This is a genomic window from Mesobacillus sp. MER 48, from assembly GCF_023714225.1.
GTDB lineage: Bacteria > Bacillota > Bacilli > Bacillales > Cytobacillaceae > Mesobacillus > Mesobacillus oceanisediminis_A.
Genome location: NZ_JAMAUR010000002.1, coordinates 268,708 through 288,851, shown reverse-complemented (window position 1 = coordinate 288,851; position 20,144 = coordinate 268,708). Strand labels below are relative to the sequence as shown.

Below are 20,144 nucleotides of genomic sequence, written 5' to 3'. Positions count from 1 at the left end.
TTAAACTTTATTACAGATTTTTCTTTACGCATTGAAATATTTAAGGCAAAATGTTAGTAATTCGAAATATAACGAAGGAGCGAGGTTATTTGAAGAAAGCCGAAGTTGGAAATGTAATCGAATTCAAAGAAGGATTACAGGGAGTTGTGGAAAAGGTAAATGAGAATTCTGTCATTGTTGATTTAACATATATGAACAATTTCAGGGATTTGGAACTGGACCAGCGTACAGTAATCAATCATAAAAATTATAAAATTGTAAAAGAAACAGCCTATTAATATATTTTATGCAGGAAGAAAAAAGCAGCCTTGGCTGCTTTTTCTTCTTTGGTAAACATTCCGGCTGCGGAGCTGCGTTCCGGCTCTTCAAATTTTTCTATTCCTTTGTTTCTTTTCCAGCTAATTCCTTGTACGATTTAACTTTCCCGTGAGGATGCTGGTCCTGTTTGCGGACAGTCCAATTACGCTCCTTCTCGCGTTTCGATTGAGACATGCTCTTCCCTCCCATCGTTTTTCGTTCTGTCTTAACATTCCCCATCTTGTAGAAATCTTTTCCTTACAACTTTAATGAATTATTTGGTACAATAAATTTTGTTTCTGGAAAGGGGTTTATCGAGAATGAAGAAATGGATGGCGGATCCCAGACTGATGCTGGGCATTTTAATCGCGCATCTTCTTATGTTTTTTACCTTCGAGGATCAAAACGTTTTCTGGTATATTTTCACAGCTTCAATGCTTGTTCTTATAAGCTTTTCTATCATCCATGAAGAAATCGAGGACAATGCATCCACACTCTCTTATTTAACATTAGGAATTGTTTCAGGAGCAGGTTTATTTGGTCTCTTTTGGTTCGGAAGTTTATTGATCGAATTGCTGAACCTGCCTTTTTCAGGTCAAATCACCCGCCTGTACAGTAGATTTTCTCCTGAATTATTCTGGCATTATATTGTACTTGTCTTGATTATTGCTCCTGGAGAGGAAATTTTTTGGCGCGGATTCATTCAAAAACGACTTAGTCAATACTTTGGAATGAAAATGACGATTGGTTTATCTGTACTTCTATATTCTTCTGTCCATTTCTATTCCGGTCAGTTCATTCTGATACTGGCTGCAGTGATCGCCGGCCTTGCATGGAGCATTTTATATGCGTGGAAACGGAGCATGCCGCTCGTGATTGTATCCCATATTGTTTTTGATTTATTATTATTTGTTTTTCTTCCTCTCAGGTAGCAATGAAAATAATGAATAATGAAAATGACCCACGCTGGCTCGTGGGTCATTTTCATTATTGTCGGAAGAGACATGTCCATGTTATTTTGATAAGGGATTGTAACATTCTTTCTTTTTTTTCGTCTAAAATTGTAGAAAACATCAAATGAAATAACAGGGGGCAATTCGACATGAACAAATTAGTAAAACCAATCGCACTCATTGGCTTGTCGGCATTTATCATTTCAGGCTGCGGATCCGCAGAAGAGTCTGAAAAAGCAGTGAAAAAGACACCTGAATCACAGCAGGCATCTGCACCGGAAGCTGCGAATGAAGAGCAGCAAGCGGCGGAACAGGAAAAGACCAATGAAGAAGGCCTGATCCGAATCATGGAACAGAATCTAGATTATACATTGAATGGAGAACAGAAGCAGCAAACCGGTTTTCTAAAGTATAACGATAATCAAAATTATTCAATGTATGTCTTGCCTGATTATGAATTGACAGCAGAAGAACCAAACAAAGATGTTCTGATGTTGACCGAGGATGACAGTATCTTCATGAGGATAGAACTGCTTCCAGCAGATGCAGAATGGGAAATGGTTGAAGAAAACGCAAAGGCGCAGCTGGCCGCAGTCGGGCCTGAGGTAAATGAAACTGAAATTCCTGAGGATCCATTTTTCAGCAATGCCTGGGGTATGGAAACAAAAAACGGAGCAGACAATGTTACCACCTACCTTATTAAAAATGAAGAACAGCCTTTGAAGCTTACTCTATTCACAAAAGAAGGTTCTGATCATCGTGATGCCTTCATCCAAATGGCGAAGACAATCATGAAAGAAGAGAAATAAATAAAAAAAGAAGGGCACCCCCCTTCTTTTTTTTAGGCTCTTTTCTCAAACTTTGTTGCTATTGACTACTAAATTGGATTGAATGACCTAGTTTTCTTTATAAAATTCAAGCTTATTATGAGAAAAGAGCTTGCACACTTAAAAACGAACTGCAAAATTGCTTATAGCACGTTAAAATCGGCTTTAAGATTTTAACAACAATCTTTACGAAAACAGCCTTTTTTTATGATCGATTTGTTAAATTGACAGGCTTCATCCACAGTAAGACTATGAATACTAAACTGATATAGCCGAATACCGGATACAGGAACGAAAGAAGTGTTCCATAATCAATCAAGCTGATGAAATAACAGATCAGGAAGAGAAAAGAGACAATCAGCATGCTTGGCACTTTGATATGTTTTTGTATCTGTCTTTCCAGACCATAGATATTGCCGATTACAGATGTGAAAATTTCACCATAAACAATTAAGACAAATATCCAATAAAGGCTGGCTGCCAGCTGTTTCATGATAACCGCCATCGGAATCTCGAATGTATCGAATCCTGGGAGCATAATCAAAGTCAAGTGACTTGAGAGCAAAATCAATGTCAGTGCAATTCCCCCAAGAATCCCCCCCCACTTAACTGTCTGATCGTCCTTTATCTCTGCCGCGACAGGTACAAGCACCGCCTGGGCAAGAGACAGGTTCAGTGCCGTATAGGAAAACGGACCGATTACGGCTTTCCAGCCATCCTCGGCATATGGAATAAACACAACCTGTTCAAAAAAACCAGGCAATTTGACTGACAGGGAAAATAGAATCAGGCTGAATAAGATCATCATCGGAACCACAAAAGTATTAACTGCAAAAACGCCCTTTAGGCCGACTACCATTACTGCAAGTGACAAAGCAATCGTAACAATGATTCCAAGTGATTTCGATAATCCAAGCTGTTCCTCAAATACAGCCCCGGCTCCGGAAAGCATAACAGCACAAACGCCAAGAAGCATGAACAGCATCAATATATTAATGATCCTTCCAAAAAACCGCCCGAATAAATGCACATTCATTTCCTCGTATGAACGGGCACCGATGGCCGCAGCAATACGCATTAATTTAGCACCCATATATGTAAGAATGTATCCAGCCATGAACACTCCAATCAGTCCAAATATGCCAAAACGGGAAAAGAATTCAACGATTTCCCTTCCGGTCGCAAAACCAGCCCCCACCACAGTTCCGACATAAACAGCTGCAATTTGAAAGGCAGCACCCCAATTTGTTTTCAAAGCGTTCCCCTCCCTCTTCTCAATATATGTATGGAAAGACAAACCATGACGAGCTTTTTATTAAGCTCATTTCATGAACTCCGTTGCTTTCACATCATCAGTAAAAACAGCCTGCTCGGTTTTCGAATATTCCTTTCCATCCATCTCGGTGCACAGTCGAAAAGAGCCTCGAAGCCATATAGGGAGTTGAAAATGGAATTAGCCCGGAAAGCAATACTTTAGGCGAAAATAGCGTTTTATCATGAGGAGAGTATGCCCGCAATGTTATATTGAATTACCAATAATTTCTACAGACAAATATCTTGAAAGTCAAAGTTGGTCAAAGTATAATCAAGTTAAATTGATCAAAGATAGTCAAAGTCAAAGACTTTTTTGATTAAATATAGGAAAAATTTGAAGGAGGAATTTAAATGCTCTGCCAAAATTGCCAGGAAAAACAGGCGAATATTCAATTGAAGGTAAGCTTAAATGGTAACCAGAAGCATTTAATGCTCTGTGAAGACTGCTACCAAAAAGAGAGAGAAAAATTAGGTGCTTCACTCGGCAGCCCAATGTCCGGTTTTAACGGATTCGGAGGTTCGCCGTTTAATGATATGTTCAAACAATTCTCTGGGAATATGAATGATGAACCCCAGAATTCAAAACCTGCTTCTGTAACTAAAACAGCCGGCGGTGGGAATGGCTTTATTGACCAATATGGAAGAAACCTGACTCAAATTGCCAAGACAGGTTTGATTGACCCTGTTATTGGCCGGGACGAAGAAGTTAAACGTGTGATTGAAATATTAAATAGAAGAAATAAAAATAACCCTGTACTGATCGGTGAACCTGGTGTAGGTAAAACAGCTATTGCAGAAGGCCTTGCCTTAAAGATTGTCGAAGGTGATGTGCCAGAGAAGCTGAAGAATAAAGAAGTCTACCTTTTAGACGTCGCTTCAATGGTATCGAACACCGGAATCCGTGGTCAATTCGAAGAAAGAATGAAGCAATTGATTTCTGAATTACAGGCACGCAAAAACATCATTCTTTTCATTGACGAAATCCACCAGCTTGTAGGTGCAGGTTCTGCTGAAGGTTCCATGGATGCAGGCAATATCCTGAAGCCAGCACTTGCCCGTGGTGAACTTCAGGTAGTAGGTGCGACAACCCTGAAGGAATACCGCAAAATTGAAAAAGATGCAGCTTTAGAAAGACGATTCCAGCCCGTCCATGTACTGGAACCAACTGTGGACGAGGCCATCGAAATCCTGGCAGGAATTCAGTCCAAGTATGAGGATTTCCATCAGGTGACTTTTGCGGATGAGGCCATCAAGGCATGTGTCCAGCTTTCTCAACGCTATATCCAGGATCGTTTCCTTCCAGACAAAGCGATTGATCTAATGGACGAAGCAGGATCCAAGCTAAACCTGGTTTCTGACTATACAAATAAAAATGATGCTGAAAGCCGCCTTGCTGAAATTGCGAAGGAAAAGGAAGAAGCATTGAAGCAGGAAGACTATGAAACTGCTGCCAGGCTCCGTGATGAAGAAGCGAAGCTTGAGAAAGCAATAAACGAAAATGGCAATGCTGAACGACCTGTTGTAACAGTCAAGCATATCCAGGAAATCATCGAGAAGAAAACTGGCATTCCCGTCGGCAAGCTTCAGGAAGATGAACAGGAAAAGATGAAAAATCTTGTTGCCAACCTGAATGGCAAAGTCATTGGACAGGAAGATGCCGTGCAGAAAGTAGCCAAAGCGATCCGCCGCAGCCGTGCGGGTCTGAAATCAAAGAACCGTCCAATCGGCTCGTTCCTGTTCGTCGGCCCTACTGGTGTCGGTAAGACAGAGCTGACCAAGACTTTGGCTGAGGAACTCTTTGGTTCAAAGGAGGCAATGGTCCGTCTCGACATGAGTGAGTATATGGAGAAGCACAGTGTTTCCAAGCTGATTGGTTCTCCTCCAGGCTATGTAGGCCATGATGAAGCTGGCCAGTTGACGGAAAAAGTCCGCCGCAACCCATACAGCATCATTTTACTGGACGAGATTGAAAAAGCTCATCCAGATGTACAGCATATGTTCTTGCAGATTCTCGAAGACGGCCGCCTGACTGACAGCCAAGGCCGTACAGTAAGCTTTAAGGACACAGTCATCATTATGACAAGCAACGCAGGTGTTGGACATAAAACCATCAAGGTAGGATTTGACCAGAATACTGCTGTCAATGAATCAAGCATTCTCGATTCACTCGGAGGATTCTTCAAGCCAGAATTCCTGAACCGTTTCGACAGTATCATAGAGTTCAAGTCTCTTGAGAAGGAACACCTTCTTCAGATTGTGGATTTGATGCTTGCAGAGTTGAAAGAAACACTTGCAGAGCAGAATATCAGCCTTGAAGTGACAGTGGAAGTGAAGGCAAAACTGGCTGAGCTTGGATACCATCCAGCATTCGGTGCACGCCCGCTGCGTCGTTCCATCCAGGAACAACTGGAGGATTCCATTGCCGATTTCATTCTTGAAGCTCCGGAAGCAAACCAGTTGGAAGCGGTCATTGAAACTGACCAGATTATCATCAAGCAGAAATAATATTTATTTGATGCCCGAAGTTTTGAAACTTCGGGTTATTTTTATTTTTTACAGTTTAAAAATGAAAACTACATAGAAGGCATATAGAATAGAGTCATAGCTTTTTTATAGAAAAGAGGTATTCTAATGGGATTTTTGACAAGATTCAGTCTTAAAAATGCATTCGCTGTATTCATCATTTCATTTTTACTGATACTTGGCGGCCTGTACTCATTCACCAGGCTAAAGGTTGATTTGCTGCCAAATATCGAATTTCCCCAGCTCTCTGTGGAAGTCATATACCCGGGGGCTTCTCCGCAGGATATCAATGAACAAGTAACCGAGAAGCTTGAAACAAAATTCAAAGGGATCGATGGCATCAAGAAAATGCAAAGTTCTTCATTTGAGAGCATCGCCATCATCAATCTGGAATTCCCGTTTGATACTAAGCTTGATGATGCTGAGCAACAGGTCAACACCTTCATCAAGGAAGCTGGACTGCCTGAGAACGTGCAGACGAATATAAACAGATTCTCTTTTGGTACATTCCCGATTTTCAATATCTCCCTGTTTGCAAAAGGTGATGAAGATCTAGAGACTCTTGTAAACGAAGAAATCCTTCCGGAACTGAATAAAATCCAGGGAATAAACAGTGTTTCTGTTGGCGGCATGACCGATGACATCCTCCAGATCACCGTGGACCAGGAAAGAGCAGCACAGTTGGGGCTCAGTTTGAATGATATTAAAGAAACAATTGATTCCAGAAAATTAAGCTTCCCGGCAGGCAACCTGAACGAAAACGAAATCCAGGTTCCGGTACGGGTGCAGGAAAAAATAGAAAAAATTGAAGAGCTTGAAAACCTGGTGATTCAATCTAAATTTGTGCCTGATGCTCCCCAGGTAAAGTTAAGCGAGCTTGCCTCAATCAAAGTAGTAACTGAAAAACCGGAAATCACGCGATATAACGAAAAAGAATCATTGTCAATGGCCATCACGAAAAAGCAGGACGCGAATACAGTCGAAGTTGCTGAAAAGGTTTTAGCTGTCATCAATAGTTATGACGACCGCCTGGAATACGCAATTGGATTCGATTCAGCTGAAGGAATTGAAAAATCGGTCAACACTCTCGTCAAGGAAGGGTTGCTCGGTGCCCTGTTTGCTTCTATTGCGGTATTGATTTTCCTGAGGAATTTCAGGGCAACGATTATCGCGATTGTCTCCATTCCGCTGTCACTATTGATTTCGTCGATCTTTTTAAACCAGCTTGATATTTCATTGAATATCATGACCCTCGGCGGGATGGCAGTGGCAGTAGGACGTGTCGTCGATGACAGCATTGTCGTCATCGAGAATATCTTCCGGAGGGTCCGGAAAACCAATCAGGGAATGACGGATGATCTGATTCAGGATTCAACTAAGGAAATCCTGAAAGCCATCACCTCATCAACGATTACGACAGTTGTAGTCTTCTTGCCGCTTGGCCTTGTCGGTGGAATTACTGGAGAATTCTTTTTGCCTTTCGCACTGACAATCGTCTTTTCACTGCTTGCATCCTTGATTGTTGCCGTCACGATCGTACCAATCCTGGCAAAGTTCTCTTTCAAGAGAGTGCCAAAGGAAGAAAAAGAAGGTGCAATGCAAAGAGCATATGCCTCTTCCATTAGATGGTCACTGAACCATAAGGCTCTAGTGATCTTCCTGTCGATTGTCCTGCTTGCAGGTTCGGGCTTCCTGGTTAAAGGACTTGGTTTCACATTTATACCAAACGAGGAGCAAAAGCTGCTTGTTGCTACATTCCAGCTGCCCTCTTCTACTTCACTGGAAAAAACAAATGAAGTTTCACTGAAAGTCGAGAATATGTTCGCAGAACAAAAAGAAATCAATGATGTAACCGTCGGAATCGGAAGCCGTGATTTTCAGACTGGTTTAAAACGCCAGAACCAGGCAAACTATTTTATCAGCCTTGGAGAAGGAGCGAGTGTTTCTGAGTTCATTCCGAAACTCGAGAAAGAAATGGAAGATACCGTCCTTTCCCTCGAGCCGGATGCGAAAATCGGCATCCAGGAGCAGTCAACAGGTGGACCTCCTTCCAATAACAATGTCAATATCGACTTATATTCTACTGACCTAGCCGCCTTACAGGATGCAGCAGCAAAAGTCGAAGATTACATGAATAAGCAGAATGACTTAAAATATGTTTCTAACAACTTTTCTGAAAAACAAAAACAGGTACTGGTCGATATCGACCCAGAAAAAACAGCGCAGCTTGGTCTTTCGGGCTTCCAGATCCTCGGCACCATCACGGATAAAACAAAACCAGTCGATGCCGGTACCATGCAGCTCGATGGCGATGATCGAAAAGTTTTGATTATCTATGATGAGCAGTCCGAGACAATCGAAGATTTAAAAAATACCATGATTTTCACCCAGCAAGGACCTATTCCAATTACAGAAATCGCGAGAATAACCGAGACAGAAGCATTTACCTCCATACAGAAACTGGATGGCAAAATTTTCGCCCGGGTTTCTGCGCAGATCGATTCCAATGATATCAGGGCCGTTTCGACTGCTGTCATTGAAGGGGTCAAAAATGATATCGACCTTCCAGATGGAGTTTCACTTGAAGGCGGCGGCGGAAGCGATGAAACGGTTGAAACCTTCACTCAACTGGGAATCGCAATGGTTGTGGCCATCGGGCTGGTCTACTTGACGATGTTGATTACCTTCGGGCAGGCAAGGATTCCGTTCATTATCCTATCCTCCCTGATATTTGTCCCAATCGGTTCCCTCCTGGGATTGTGGATTGCCGATGAACCCATGTCAGTCAGTGTCATGATAGGCTTGCTGATGCTAATTGGAATCGTTACGACCAATGCCATTGTCATGGTAGACCGTATTGGCCAGAATCGAACCGAAAAAGGAATGCCTGTACGTGAAGCTTTAATTGAGGCAGGAATTACAAGGCTCCGTCCCATCCTGATGACCGCTTTTGCAACAATCGCTGCATTGATTCCATTGGCACTCACCACCTCATCAGGCACCCTGATCTCAAAAGGGCTGGCAGTAACCGTAATCGGCGGACTTACCTCCTCCACCCTGTTGACATTAATCCTGATCCCAGTGATTTATGAAGTCTTCTTCTTCAAACAAGTGAAAAAAGAACGCAGTATGTAAGACTGAAGCCCGCATTTAGGTGCGGGCTTTTCCTATTGAATCAGCAATGGGGAAAGTGTAATCACCGAATAAGAAGGAGTTGTTATCTCAATGCCTTGAAGCCTCTAAACTCAATCATTCATCAGAAGTGGCATTGGTGACCTGTTTTCTTCAGATTCCTAAAAAACGGACACCAATAATGGCTATTGGTGAACTGATTTCTTACGATTCATAAAAAGCGGGCACCAAAAGCGGTTAAATGCCACTAATAATACCAACAAATTCAGCTATTATCCATTTCCAGGTATACACTCTGCAGTGACTATCAACGAAAATCTATTCAATCCCAGATAACGCTTAGATGTCGGGAACCATAAATTGCATAACAGAAACAAAAAACTGCAGACAAACTGGATTTCCATCAAGTTCGTCTGCAGTCTATAGTGTTGCCCGCAGGCTCCACTTTTCTTTTTACAATTTACTGTCTTCGACTGATTCCAGCCAGCTGTCGATTTCGCCTATCACTGACTCGACACAGCCTTCTTCAAATGGTGATATCAGGTTTGCTTCCTTCACAAGTTCGGTGAATGCCATGCTTCCGCCGAGTTTGCAGAGGTTAGCATAGTCATTCCAGGCTTCTTCCTTGTTTTCCCTTGAACGCTTCCAGAATTGGAATGCACAAATTTGTGCAAGCGTGTAATCAATATAATAGAATGGCGAGTTGTAAATATGGCCCTGACGCTGCCAGAATCCGCCTTCTTCCAGATAGGTGTTGCCATCATAATCTTTGTGCGGCAGATATTTTTTTTCGATTTCACGCCATTGCTGTTTTCTCTCTGCAGGTGTTGCCTCGGGATTCTCATATACCCAGTGCTGGAATTCATCAACAGAGACTCCATATGGCAGGAACAGCAGGCCGCTGCTCAGGTGAGAGAATTTGTACTTATCGGTATCTTCTTTGAAAAATAGATCCATCCATGGCCATGTGAAAAATTCCATGCTCATGGAGTGTATTTCACATGCCTCATATGTTGGCCAGTTATACTCTGGAATCTCAAAATGGCGGCTTGAGTATACCTGGAAGGCATGCCCTGCTTCATGTGTCAGGACATCTATATCCCCTGAAGTTCCGTTGAAATTCGAGAATATGAACGGCGATTTATAGTTTTCAATATATGTGCAGTAACCCCCACCGGCTTTCCCTTTCTTGGCAACCAAATCCATCAGGTTGTTATCGTTCATATATTTGAAGAACTCACCTGTTTCAGCCGAGAGTTCATCATACATCTTCTGGCCGTTTTCAATGATCCACTCCGGACTTCCCTTCGGTGCAGCATTACCCGTCTTGAAATCGAATGGTTCATCATAATATTTCAACTCATTGACACCAATTCGATTTTTCTGGCGTTCCTTCAACTTCGTCGCTACAGGTACGATGTATTTATGCACCTGGTCACGGAATGCCGCTACCATGCTGCTGTCATAATCCGTTCGGGACATACGGTAATAAGCCAGCTCGACAAAGTTGCTGTAGCCGAGTTTATGTGCCATTTCCGTCCTTACTTTTACCAGTTCATCATAAATGCGGTCAAACTCTTCTCCATGCTCTGAGAAAAATGCGAATTTCGCTTCACTGGCTTTTTTCCTCGTTTCACGGTCCTTTGACTCTGTAAATGGATCAAGCTGAGCAAGCGTCCTTTCTTCTCCTTCGAACATAATTTTTGCTGATGCTACAAGCTTTGTATATTGGGTAGAAAGTTTATTTTCCTTTTGCATCAAAGGAACAATTTCCGGAGAAAATTGCTTCAATTGTGCATCAGCAAGTGCGAACAGCTGCTTTCCCCATTTCGCTTCAAGCTCGGCACGGAATGGAGATGACATAAGTGCTTCATAATATTTTGTCACTAGACCTTCTACCTCTGGTGCCAGTTCATCAAGAAAATCTTGCTCTTGCTTATAAAATTCATCTTCAGTATCAATCGAATGACGGATATAGCAAAGATTGAACATGGTTCCGACATCATTTCGCAGGCCATTGATTCCATCCATAGCAACACTTTGTTCCTCAACCGTTCCGGCATTCTTGAATTGTTCAAGAAGCTGATCGAATTTAGCCGTCACTTCGTCCAAATTCGGCCGTGTATATGTATATTCCTCAAACCTCATCGTATTGCCCCCTTTATCTATATAAGGGTGAAAATTCACCCCATCTCCATCCTATTCTACGGATGGTCCCTTTTTTCCTGTTTAATGCCTTGTCTTTTCGAAAAATTTTATTGCCAGGATAACAAAAAAAACGGCAATCGCCGTTTTTAATATTTGCTTACAGATAGACCCAGCTTTTTTAACAGCTCGATCGCCGTACCTTTTTCATCATCTGACAGGCTGTCCATCAATTCGTGAATTAAGGCGCTGTGTTCTGGAAAAATTTCTTCTATTAATTTTTTTCCGTCTTCTGAAATTTTTGCGTATGTCACTCTTCGGTCTTTTGGACATGCCACCCGATTTAAGTAGCCCTTTTCTTCAAGCTTGTCCACTACATAGGTGATACTGCCGCTTGCAAGCAGGATCTTCCCGCCGATTTGCTGGAGTGGCTGCTCCCCTTTATGGTAGAGAAGCTCAAGCACGGCAAACTCCGTTGGGTTTAGTCCATTCTTTTGGATAACCTTATTCACTTTTTCATTAACTGCCCGATAGGCACGGGACAATACAATAAATAATTTTAAAGATTTTTCTGTCTCATTGTTCATGCGTATTCATTCCTTTACCTTTAACGACTAATCCATAACTAGAGTATATCTGAATTTGTTGTTTTTATCAGTATTTCCCTTAATTTTATCATGAAAAACTATTTCGATTCATTATCCAGGTGAACATCGGGAAAGATTAACCCATGCAAAAAGTTTAAAAACATGTCTAATGAGGGAAAAATACGGTCATCTGCAGAAACATCAAGGCTTTCGTTTAACCATTTTAGCGAAAGCCTTCAACAAAGAATTGGGAGTGTCTTGGATGAAAAAAGGTTTAGGAATTGTTATTGGTTTATTGGTGATACTGGGAATTTTCATCATGATGGGTGTTGGCAGCTACAATAAATTTGTCGCTGAAGAAGAGAATGTCGACCAGGCTTATGCCCAGATAGAGAACCAGCTGCAAAGAAGGCTGGACCTGATTCCTAATCTGGTGAATTCAGTAAAAGGATATGCCTCACATGAAAAAGAAGTGATCCAATCGATTTCAGATGCCCGCGCAAGGCTGGCTGGCGCAAATACACCAGAAGAGCAGGCAAACGCAAATGCTGAATTGTCAGGTGCATTAAGCAGATTGTTAGTGGTGGTCGAGAATTACCCAAACCTGAAAGCGGATAAGCAATTCACACAATTGATGGACGAGCTTGCCGGCACAGAAAACAGACTGGCTGTGGCCAGGAAGGATTACAATGACCAGGTGTCCATATACAACAAAATGGTTAAACAGTTTCCAGGTGCCCTTATCGCAAACATAACAGGATTTGATGAGAAGGAATATTTCAAAGCAGACCCTCGGGCACAGGAAGCTCCTGAGGTTGACTTTGGAGGCTGATGATGACTCCAAAAAGATTCCCCGGATTGGCAGCACTGCTTGGCATCCTGCTCTTGCTGCTTCCATCCGGTGCAATCGCGGCACCAAGTGAGATACCGGCACCTGTTGGAGATATCTATGTCCAGGATTTCGCGGACGTTTTAAGTGAAAATGAAGAAATCCAATTACGAACCATCGGCCGGTCGATTGATGGCCAGACAACCTCACAGATTGCTGTTCTGACCGTAGATTCGATCGGGGAGAGAAGCATCGAGGAATATTCCGTTGAGGCATACCGCAAATTTGGCCTGGGAACCAAAGAAAATGATAATGGTGTATTGCTTGTTATTGCCATGCAGGAAAAGAAAATCAGGATTGAGGTCGGTTATGGACTTGAGGGCGTCATTCCTGATGGCAAGGCAGGGAGAATCCTTGACGAATACGCTATTCCCCACTTGAAAAATGGCCAGTCAGACCTGGCAGTAATGAATACGTACCAGGCACTAGCTAATGAGGTGTCAGGTACGAAAGAATATGGGAGCGCCCCGAATGATGTTCAGCAGCAGCAGGATTTCCCCATCCCTTCCTGGCTGCTTATCATTATCGTAGTCGGTGTGATCATCCTCGATTTCATGTTCTTTGGCGGTACCCTCACCTATATGCTTCTATCGATCATTTCAAGAGGCGGCGGAGGGGGTGGAGGGCCCCGGGGAGGAGGAGGCGGTTCCTCGGGTGGCGGCGGATCAAGCCGCGGCTGGTAAGTGGCGCTAATTTCTCTCTTTCAAGTGCCATCTCACATTTGGCATAGGGATCCAATTAACAACAGAAAACACCAGCAGCGGTTGCTCTGGTGTTTTTTTGTGTAGACATCTTCATCAGCCGATTTTCACAATTGGAACTTTACATTTAATTCTTTCGGCGATCTCATCCATCATAGCCAGCAATTTATCATCTCTGTCTTCGGGAGCGATTTTCTTATGCAAGACCGCATACAGGACAACATCCCTAAGCATCAGGAACAATGGAACATGTTCTTTCCATCCTTCGGGGAGTTGATTCCCTTTCTGGTACCCATTGATGAATGAGTCCAGAAACAATTGCCCAAAGCGCTGGCGTTCCTCTTTTTCACTGGCTGGAATTCGATAAAGCAAGGAATAATACAAAGGAATTGCGATATCCGATGCAAACCAGTGGTAACTGGCATCATCAAAATCAAAAACATGGACCTCTTCCCCATCATAAAAGAAATTGCCAGAATGAATATCCGTGTGGATGATTCCAAAATTATCGATTTTTTTCGGGAGAGATGAAATAACCGATATCACTTCTTTTGCATTCTCGACCAGCTCCTGCTCTTCAGCAGGATAATACTTTTCAATCTGGAGGAGGTCATCTTCATCCCAGCTGCTGCGTTTTTTGATGCCTTCGGATGGCTGGTAGTTCTTTGTTGCTCTGTGCATCCTTCCAGTTACCTCTCCCCACTTTTCAAATAGTTTATCACTGAATTGCTCTGATCGGACAGAGACAGCCTTTCCTCTTGCTTTTGCGAATAAGCATCCGTAAAAAATGCTGCCATCCTCCGCTGCTGCTTCTTCAACCAGACTTCCGCCTAACGAAGGAAAAACTTCTGGAACAGACAGGCCTTCACAGTATAAATGTTTCATCCAGTCGAGCTCGGATAAAATCTCATCCTTACAGCGATGGGTACTATGAGTGATTCGCATGATATATGGATGGCCAGCCCTATACGTTTCAAATACATAATTCTCGAAATCCCCAAGCTTCTTTACTTCAGGCTCTAAACCAAAACGCTCCAGAAAATCATTCAACACTTCCCCTGTCATCTGTAAATTCACTGTCTGTTCCATGAATCGGTCTCTCCTTTGAATAATCTGTATTTTCTCAAATTATATTAGACCATATTTTTTAATAGAAAAGCTATTCTTATCTGGTGACTTTTTTTGTAAAATGATATGTAGGAAACCGAAATAAATTTTAAAGGAGAAAAACATGAGCCAAACAGCAGCTGCTGTCAGAGCAAAAACGCAAGATCAAAATGTGACAGCCTATAAAATACTCTTTATCATCGGATTAGTACATTTATTGAACGATTCTATCCAGTCCGTCATTCCGGCGATGTTCCCTATACTCGAAAAATCGATGGGCCTTTCTTTTACCCAGCTAGGGATGATCGCCTTTTCCTTGAATATCGTTTCTTCCATTCTTCAGCCTTTGATTGGGATGGCAACCGATAAAAAGCCGATGCCGTTTGCCCTTCCGCTCGGCCTTACCTCTACAATGTTCGGTGTTCTCGGCCTGGCTTTCGCATCAAGTTTCGAGTTAGTCATTCTCTCTGTTTTATTCATCGGACTTGGTTCAGCTGTCTTCCATCCTGAAGGCTCGAGGGTTGCCTATATGGCAGCAGGACCGCGCAGGGGGCTGGCACAGTCCATTTATCAGGTTGGCGGAAATTCCGGGCAGGCACTAGCTCCGCTAATAACTGCACTGATACTAGTTCCGCTAGGCCAGGTTGGAGCTGTTTGGTTTACGCTTGTCGCTGCCATAGCCGTAGGTTTGCTTATCTATATTGCGACATGGTACAACCGTAAATTGAACTTTGAAAAGATTGCAGCCAAAACCAGACAAGCCACCACTAAAATCAATAAAGGCATTTCTAGAAATATCAAGATGGCTCTAGTCCTGATTTTATTTTTAATCTTTGCAAGGTCCTGGTATATTTCTGGCATGACGAATTTCTATGCTTTTTATGCGATTGACAAATATGGACTTTCGATTAAGGAGGCACAACTATTCCTGTTCGCTTTTCTGGTTGCAGGTGCGTTTGGAACATTCTTTGGCGGCCCGCTCGCTGATCGTTTTGGAAAGAAGAAAATCATTTTCCTTTCCATGATCGCGACTGCTCCTATGTCGGCAATCATCCCATATATGCCACTTTCTGTTGCAGTCATCCTCTTGACCATCAGCGGCTTTATCCTGATGTCGAGCTTTTCCGTTACGGTCGTATATGCCCAGGAACTGGTTCCTGGCAAAATTGGTACGATGGCCGGACTGACAGTAGGATTGGCATTCGGTATGGGTGCTATTGGGTCTGTCGGCCTTGGATATCTCGCTGACATGATCGGGCTTCCAATGATGATTATCTGCGTCGGCTTCCTTCCCCTGCTGGGAATCCTGACGATGTTCCTTCCGACAGATCAACAATTGGCAGAATGGAACCAGTAAATCGCCACACCGGTCTGATCGGCAATTAAAATTTTCCAACTGCATTTTTTACGTTTAGGCATGCCCCTGTTAAGGAAAAAAAGGTAGTAAGGATATATTGAAGGGAGATTATCATGTCTAAGTTTAAGATTAATTATTTTTTTGAAAAAGATTTTGCCGTTTCACGACCAATCGAAGTGGAAAACATTTCTGAAGCCATCCAGGATGCCAAAGACCAGGAAGGCATGATTGAATACACCGGTGAAGATGATGTTTTTTATAAATTCGATACAAAAGACATTAAGCTGGTGACAATCACAAAGGCTTAATTGTAAAGGTAAAGGGTGAAGCAATCGCAGCTTCACCCTTTTTATTTTTATTTGATTAACTTAATGCGCTGAGCCAATTCTTGCTTTTCTTCTTCGCTGAACATATTTTCTGCCATAGGGAACAGGATGCTCTCTTCCTTTGAGAAATGGCTCACCAAAGTGTAGTTTGCATTTTTGATCAGTTGCGCATTGTCGATCATCTGCTCTGCTGTTAGTCCCATTCCATCCTTTGTGTTATGAAGGAAAGTTCCGATAAACCGTTTTGCCTGATCATGTTCATATTCCATCACCGCTATTGGTCCCATTTCCCTGCCGATATAAGCAGCCATCATCTCAAACAAAACGCCCTCTTCCCGCTCTGAATGAGGCTCCAGTTCAGCGAGGAATTCGACGACCAGCTCCTTCAGCTTTAAAAAGTTCTCCTCTATTTCCATACCTTCCTCAACTTTTCGTGAAAGATCCAAAAGGTCCGCAAGCTTTTCCAATAATGGCGGGTGTTCACTTTTTAACTGTTGAAGACCTTCACTTAATGTAAAACTAGAATCCTGGTTTAAACCGCTCATACAGCCAGTCATGTTAACCTGCCTCCTATACATTTTATACCTTCATTATAAAAACCAGTGATCTCACAAGTTGTGATAGGAATCACAATTAGCATTATACGAGTGTAAATGTGAAGGAAATATGACACTTCGTTAAAATTTCTAAAAATTTTAACAATTAGCCTTCAAATATCTAGATACCTTACATATAATGAAGTTATAGCTAATGTAAAAGGAGTGAATGTAGATTGCAGAACTCTTTATATCGCGATTTTTATGGTAAATCACTTGTCCCCGCGGGGCTTAGTGACCAGAAATCCTTCCTTGGCATCCAGCCTGACCTGTTTCATACACATTTAATGATCGGATTGCAGGGTCATCAGGAAGAAGAAAAAGATTTTTTCCATTGGAGTGTTGCCATTTATAAATCAGACTCTTCCGGAATCTATGATGCCAGCAAACCCGTATATGCTTCGGAAAAGTTTGATCGGTTTGATGATGCCATGTTTGAAGCGCGGAAATTAGAAAAAGAAATCCGCAACGATGAACTTCACTTGATGCGTCATCAAGAAAAAATCAGCTGATCTCCCCTCTAAATCTTTACCTCCTTTAGCTTCACTCTTTTTTGTACCCACTTGTGAATTAACTTACATATGATGAATATAGAACATTTCTATAAGATTAATTTTGTAAACTGGTATCCCTCCCCCTATTGAATGACAATACCAATACTTTGATTACCAATATTCCTTTCTCTTCTTCAAAGTTCCCTAAGTACCCAAGCCAAATAAAAAAGCAAAAAGCTGGCGACCATGAAAGTTCAATCGCCAGCTTTTACTTATTCTATATCACGCGAGCCTGAATACGATTCCGTGGCCGCCTTTTGGATATTCCCATTTGATGTTCTGGTACGGGCAGCCGATCCGGCAGCTGCCGCATTCATGGCAGCCTTCATAGCCTACCTGCATCCTTTTTCCTTCCCATTTATAAACCTCAGCCGGGCAGAATACGGTGCAAAGTTTATCAGGGCACTGTGTCATGCAGACGTCATGGTCAAGTACGGTAAGATGCGATTTCGTGTCACACTTAAACCTTAAAAGAAATTGTTTTTCCTCGATGTTTGTTGTTGACATTATTTCACCGCCTTCCAGGCACGATAGATATCTTGCATTACCTTAAAGGTTCCTTTTTCGGCCGTTACACTTCGCATGATTTCTTTTTGCTTCTCTCTCTTTGGTGTCCCATCCACTGTAAAGAATTTGCTCATCGCTTTGTTCATCATTGGCAGATATTCCTTGAAATATTGCGGGTATGTCTCGAAGGTATGTGCCGCATCCTTATACTTTTCAAGGTCTTTAATGATGAAACTTCCAAATAATGCTTCCTTATAGCGATTCAGGCTGCGCTCACTGAAGTCGCCATCTTTCTTGGCCTCAACGATCGCTTCTGCAGCCATTTGTCCCGAAGCCATCGCCATATTGGAACCCTCACGGTGAATTGCATTGACAAGCTGGGCAGCATCCCCTACGACAAGCACCCCGTTTCCGGCAACTCTCGGAACAGAATGGAATCCACCCTCAGGAATCAAGTGGGCGAGATATTCCGCCGATTCTCCTCCCTCCAGATATGGACGGACCATTGGATGCTTTTTCAGATAATCCAGCAGCTCATATGGCTTAAGCTTTGCTTTGATCATACTTGAAAGTGTCGTTCCTACCCCGATATTCAAGCTTTCTTTGTTCGTATAAAGGAAGGCAGTGCCCAGATTGCCTTGTGTAGAATCCCCGAAAATCTCAATAGTCGTTCCATGATTTCCTTCAAGATTGAAGCGTTCATTGATTTTGTCCTTCGGAAGATTGATGACTTCCATCACCGTCAGGGCCACCTCGTCAGGCCGGAATTCCCTATGGAAGCCCAGCTGCTTGGAAAGCAGGGAATTAACCCCGTCTGCCAGCACGACAACATCTGCAAACACTTCTCCATCTGGACGATCGGTCCTTACGCCTATCACTTTACCGTTTTCAACGATACATTCCGTAACAACTGTTTCATTTATCAATAATACCCCTTGTTCGACAGCTTTCTGTGCGAACCATTGGTCAAAATGTGCCCGCAGTACTGTAAAGTTATTATATGGTTCGACCGCCCATTCGAGACCTTTGTAACCAAACTGGACAACTGATTCTTTATCCATCATCCAGAACCGCTGTTCAACGACTGGTCTTTCCAGCGGTGCTTCCTTCCAGAACTCGGGAATGATGTCTTCCATCTGTTTACGGTAAAGAACTCCTCCCATAACGTTCTTTGAGCCTGGATATTCCCCACGTTCAATCAACAATGTTTTCAATCCGTTTTTTGCACAGTTGTAGGCACATGATGTTCCAGCAGGGCCGGCTCCTACGACGATTACATCAAATTTTTCAGACATAGCTCATTTCCCCGCCCTTCTCTTTGCTGAGCTCTTTGAACTGTTTGATCAGCTTTGGAATAATTTCCAATGCATCACCCACTATGCCGTATGTGGCGACATCGAAAATCGGTGCATTCGGGTCTTTGTTGATTGCGATGATCAATTCGGAGTTTTTCATGCCCTCCACATGCTGGATCGCTCCAGATATCCCGATTGCAAAGTAAATTTTTGGTGTGACGGTCTCTCCCGTCTGCCCGACCTGCTGTTCATGCTTAAGCCAGCCTGCTTCAACAACATCCCTTGTTCCTCCGACGCTTGCGCCGATGACTTCGGCCAGTTCATGAATCAGCTGGAATCCCTGGATATCGCCCATTCCTTTTCCACCTGCCACGATGACATGAGCTTCCGCCAGGCTTGCCTTTTTTGTTACGTCCTTCACAATTTTAAGCACTTTTGTGCGCATATCCTCTTCCCTAAGCTCCAGCTCTTCCTCAATGATGACTCCCTTTCGGCCTGTATCAGCTTCCAGGGCCTTCATGACTTTCGGTCTTACGGTCGCCATTTGCGGCCGGTGTTTTTTGCAAAGGATCGTGGCCATGATATTTCCGCCAAATGCCGGACGGCTTGCCTCGAGCAGCCTTTTCTCCACATCAACGTCAAGCATTGTCGTATCTGCAGTCAACCCTGTGCTTAAATCAGTTGCAACTGCACTGGCCAGGTCCTTTCCATTTGGTGTCGCACCATAAAGGAAAATCTCGGGTTTATATTTTTCTGCGAGTATACAAACACCTTTCATAAACGACTCAGTCCGGTAATCTTTCAGGACTGGATGATCGACCACATATACCTGGTCTGCCCCAGCATAAATCACTTCGTTTGCCAAAGGCATAACACCCTCGCCGAGCATCACACCAGCAAGCGGAACCTCCAGCTTGTCTGCAAGCTTTCTGCCGGCACCCAGTAATTCCAGCGAAACACCTTCGATTTTTCCGTCATTTACTTCAATGAATACCCAGACTCCCTGGTTTTCTTGCATCCTTTTATTCCCCCTT

Annotated in this window: 19 protein-coding genes; 10 read left to right on the top strand and 9 right to left on the bottom strand. The window is 43.0% G+C overall.

Annotated features, from left to right (window positions below; genetic code table 11):
• The first annotated feature begins 89 nt into the window (after positions 1-89).
• Complete coding sequence (locus tag M3593_RS07650) at positions 90-278, top strand: YkvS family protein (RefSeq protein ID WP_023615106.1); 189 nt, start codon at positions 90-92, stop codon at positions 276-278.
• A 97-nt stretch (positions 279-375) separates the two neighbouring features.
• Here the strand turns inward: M3593_RS07650 and M3593_RS07645 are convergent, their stop codons facing one another.
• Entirely contained in the window at positions 376-492 is a 117-nt protein-coding gene (locus M3593_RS07645) for a DUF6254 family protein (RefSeq protein WP_222125050.1), read from the bottom strand.
• 125 nt (positions 493-617) lie between these two features.
• On the opposite strand from M3593_RS07645, the gene M3593_RS07640 reads away from it, so the two are divergent.
• Positions 618-1,229, top strand: a complete 612-nt coding sequence (locus tag M3593_RS07640) for a CPBP family intramembrane glutamic endopeptidase (RefSeq protein WP_251542234.1) — start codon at positions 618-620, stop codon at positions 1,227-1,229.
• A gap of 170 nt (positions 1,230-1,399) precedes the next feature.
• Positions 1,400-2,059, top strand: coding sequence for a hypothetical protein (locus tag M3593_RS07635; protein WP_251542236.1), 660 nt, complete (start codon positions 1,400-1,402; stop codon positions 2,057-2,059).
• 223 nt (positions 2,060-2,282) lie between these two features.
• Here M3593_RS07635 and M3593_RS07630 read toward each other — a convergent pair whose 3' ends face one another.
• Positions 2,283-3,332, bottom strand: a complete 1,050-nt coding sequence (locus M3593_RS07630; RefSeq protein WP_144474687.1) for a YkvI family membrane protein — start codon at positions 3,330-3,332, stop codon at positions 2,283-2,285.
• Positions 3,333-3,742: 410 nt separating this feature from the next.
• Here M3593_RS07630 and M3593_RS07625 point away from each other — a divergent pair, with 410 nt between their 5' ends.
• Both M3593_RS07625 and M3593_RS07620 read left to right on the top strand, forming a co-directional pair.
• Complete coding sequence (locus M3593_RS07625) at positions 3,743-5,896, top strand: ATP-dependent Clp protease ATP-binding subunit (protein WP_144474686.1); 2,154 nt, start codon at positions 3,743-3,745, stop codon at positions 5,894-5,896.
• Positions 5,897-6,022: 126 nt separating this feature from the next.
• Positions 6,023-9,049: an efflux RND transporter permease subunit gene (locus M3593_RS07620; RefSeq protein WP_251542240.1), complete on the top strand. Its 3,027-nt coding sequence runs from the start codon at positions 6,023-6,025 to the stop codon at positions 9,047-9,049.
• Between the two features lie 450 nt (positions 9,050-9,499).
• Here M3593_RS07620 and M3593_RS07615 read toward each other — a convergent pair whose 3' ends face one another.
• Together M3593_RS07615 and M3593_RS07610 are read right to left on the bottom strand one after the other, a co-directional pair.
• Entirely contained in the window at positions 9,500-11,194 is a 1,695-nt protein-coding gene (locus tag M3593_RS07615; protein ID WP_144474684.1) for a M3 family oligoendopeptidase, read from the bottom strand.
• A 146-nt stretch (positions 11,195-11,340) separates the two neighbouring features.
• Positions 11,341-11,778, bottom strand: a complete 438-nt coding sequence (locus M3593_RS07610; protein ID WP_079508228.1) for a MarR family winged helix-turn-helix transcriptional regulator — start codon at positions 11,776-11,778, stop codon at positions 11,341-11,343.
• 262 nt (positions 11,779-12,040) lie between these two features.
• On the opposite strand from M3593_RS07610, the gene M3593_RS07605 reads away from it, so the two are divergent.
• Positions 12,041-12,610 (top strand): LemA family protein, encoded by a 570-nt coding sequence (locus tag M3593_RS07605; RefSeq protein WP_251542243.1) that lies wholly within the window; start codon positions 12,041-12,043, stop codon positions 12,608-12,610.
• A complete protein-coding gene (locus tag M3593_RS07600; RefSeq protein ID WP_251542245.1) occupies positions 12,610-13,350 on the top strand; it encodes a TPM domain-containing protein in 741 nt (246 codons plus the stop codon). Before M3593_RS07605 ends, M3593_RS07600 begins: the two co-directional genes overlap by 1 nt.
• 114 nt (positions 13,351-13,464) lie before the next feature.
• Here M3593_RS07600 and M3593_RS07595 read toward each other — a convergent pair whose 3' ends face one another.
• Entirely contained in the window at positions 13,465-14,457 is a 993-nt protein-coding gene (locus M3593_RS07595) for a phosphotransferase enzyme family protein (RefSeq protein WP_251542251.1), read from the bottom strand.
• Positions 14,458-14,599: 142 nt separating this feature from the next.
• On the opposite strand from M3593_RS07595, the gene M3593_RS07590 reads away from it, so the two are divergent.
• Together M3593_RS07590 and M3593_RS07585 are read left to right on the top strand one after the other, a co-directional pair.
• Positions 14,600-15,832 (top strand): MFS transporter, encoded by a 1,233-nt coding sequence (locus M3593_RS07590; protein ID WP_144474680.1) that lies wholly within the window; start codon positions 14,600-14,602, stop codon positions 15,830-15,832.
• 113 nt (positions 15,833-15,945) lie between these two features.
• Positions 15,946-16,140, top strand: a complete 195-nt coding sequence (locus tag M3593_RS07585; RefSeq protein ID WP_144474679.1) for a hypothetical protein — start codon at positions 15,946-15,948, stop codon at positions 16,138-16,140.
• Positions 16,141-16,187: 47 nt separating this feature from the next.
• Here the strand turns inward: M3593_RS07585 and M3593_RS07580 are convergent, their stop codons facing one another.
• A complete protein-coding gene (locus M3593_RS07580) occupies positions 16,188-16,715 on the bottom strand; it encodes a hemerythrin domain-containing protein (RefSeq protein ID WP_251542258.1) in 528 nt (175 codons plus the stop codon).
• Between the two features lie 215 nt (positions 16,716-16,930).
• Between M3593_RS07580 and M3593_RS07575 the strand changes: the two genes are divergently transcribed.
• On the top strand, positions 16,931-17,266 hold the full coding sequence (locus M3593_RS07575; RefSeq protein WP_144474677.1) for a hypothetical protein: 336 nt from the start codon (positions 16,931-16,933) through the stop codon (positions 17,264-17,266).
• A gap of 264 nt (positions 17,267-17,530) precedes the next feature.
• On the opposite strand, the gene M3593_RS07570 is transcribed toward M3593_RS07575, so the two are convergent.
• From M3593_RS07570 to M3593_RS07560, 3 genes are read right to left on the bottom strand one after another with little or no spacing between them, the layout of a single operon-like run.
• The gene (locus tag M3593_RS07570) at positions 17,531-17,815 is read right to left on the bottom strand and encodes a ferredoxin family protein (protein ID WP_023615122.1); all 285 of its coding nucleotides are present in this window, start codon (positions 17,813-17,815) and stop codon (positions 17,531-17,533) included.
• Positions 17,815-19,110, bottom strand: coding sequence for an FAD-dependent oxidoreductase (locus M3593_RS07565; RefSeq protein WP_144474676.1), 1,296 nt, complete (start codon positions 19,108-19,110; stop codon positions 17,815-17,817). Before M3593_RS07565 ends, M3593_RS07570 begins: the two co-directional genes overlap by 1 nt.
• Positions 19,103-20,128, bottom strand: coding sequence for an electron transfer flavoprotein subunit alpha/FixB family protein (locus M3593_RS07560; RefSeq protein WP_144474675.1), 1,026 nt, complete (start codon positions 20,126-20,128; stop codon positions 19,103-19,105). The genes M3593_RS07565 and M3593_RS07560 overlap by 8 nt, the downstream gene beginning before the upstream one ends.
• Between the last annotated feature and the right edge of the window lie 16 nt (positions 20,129-20,144).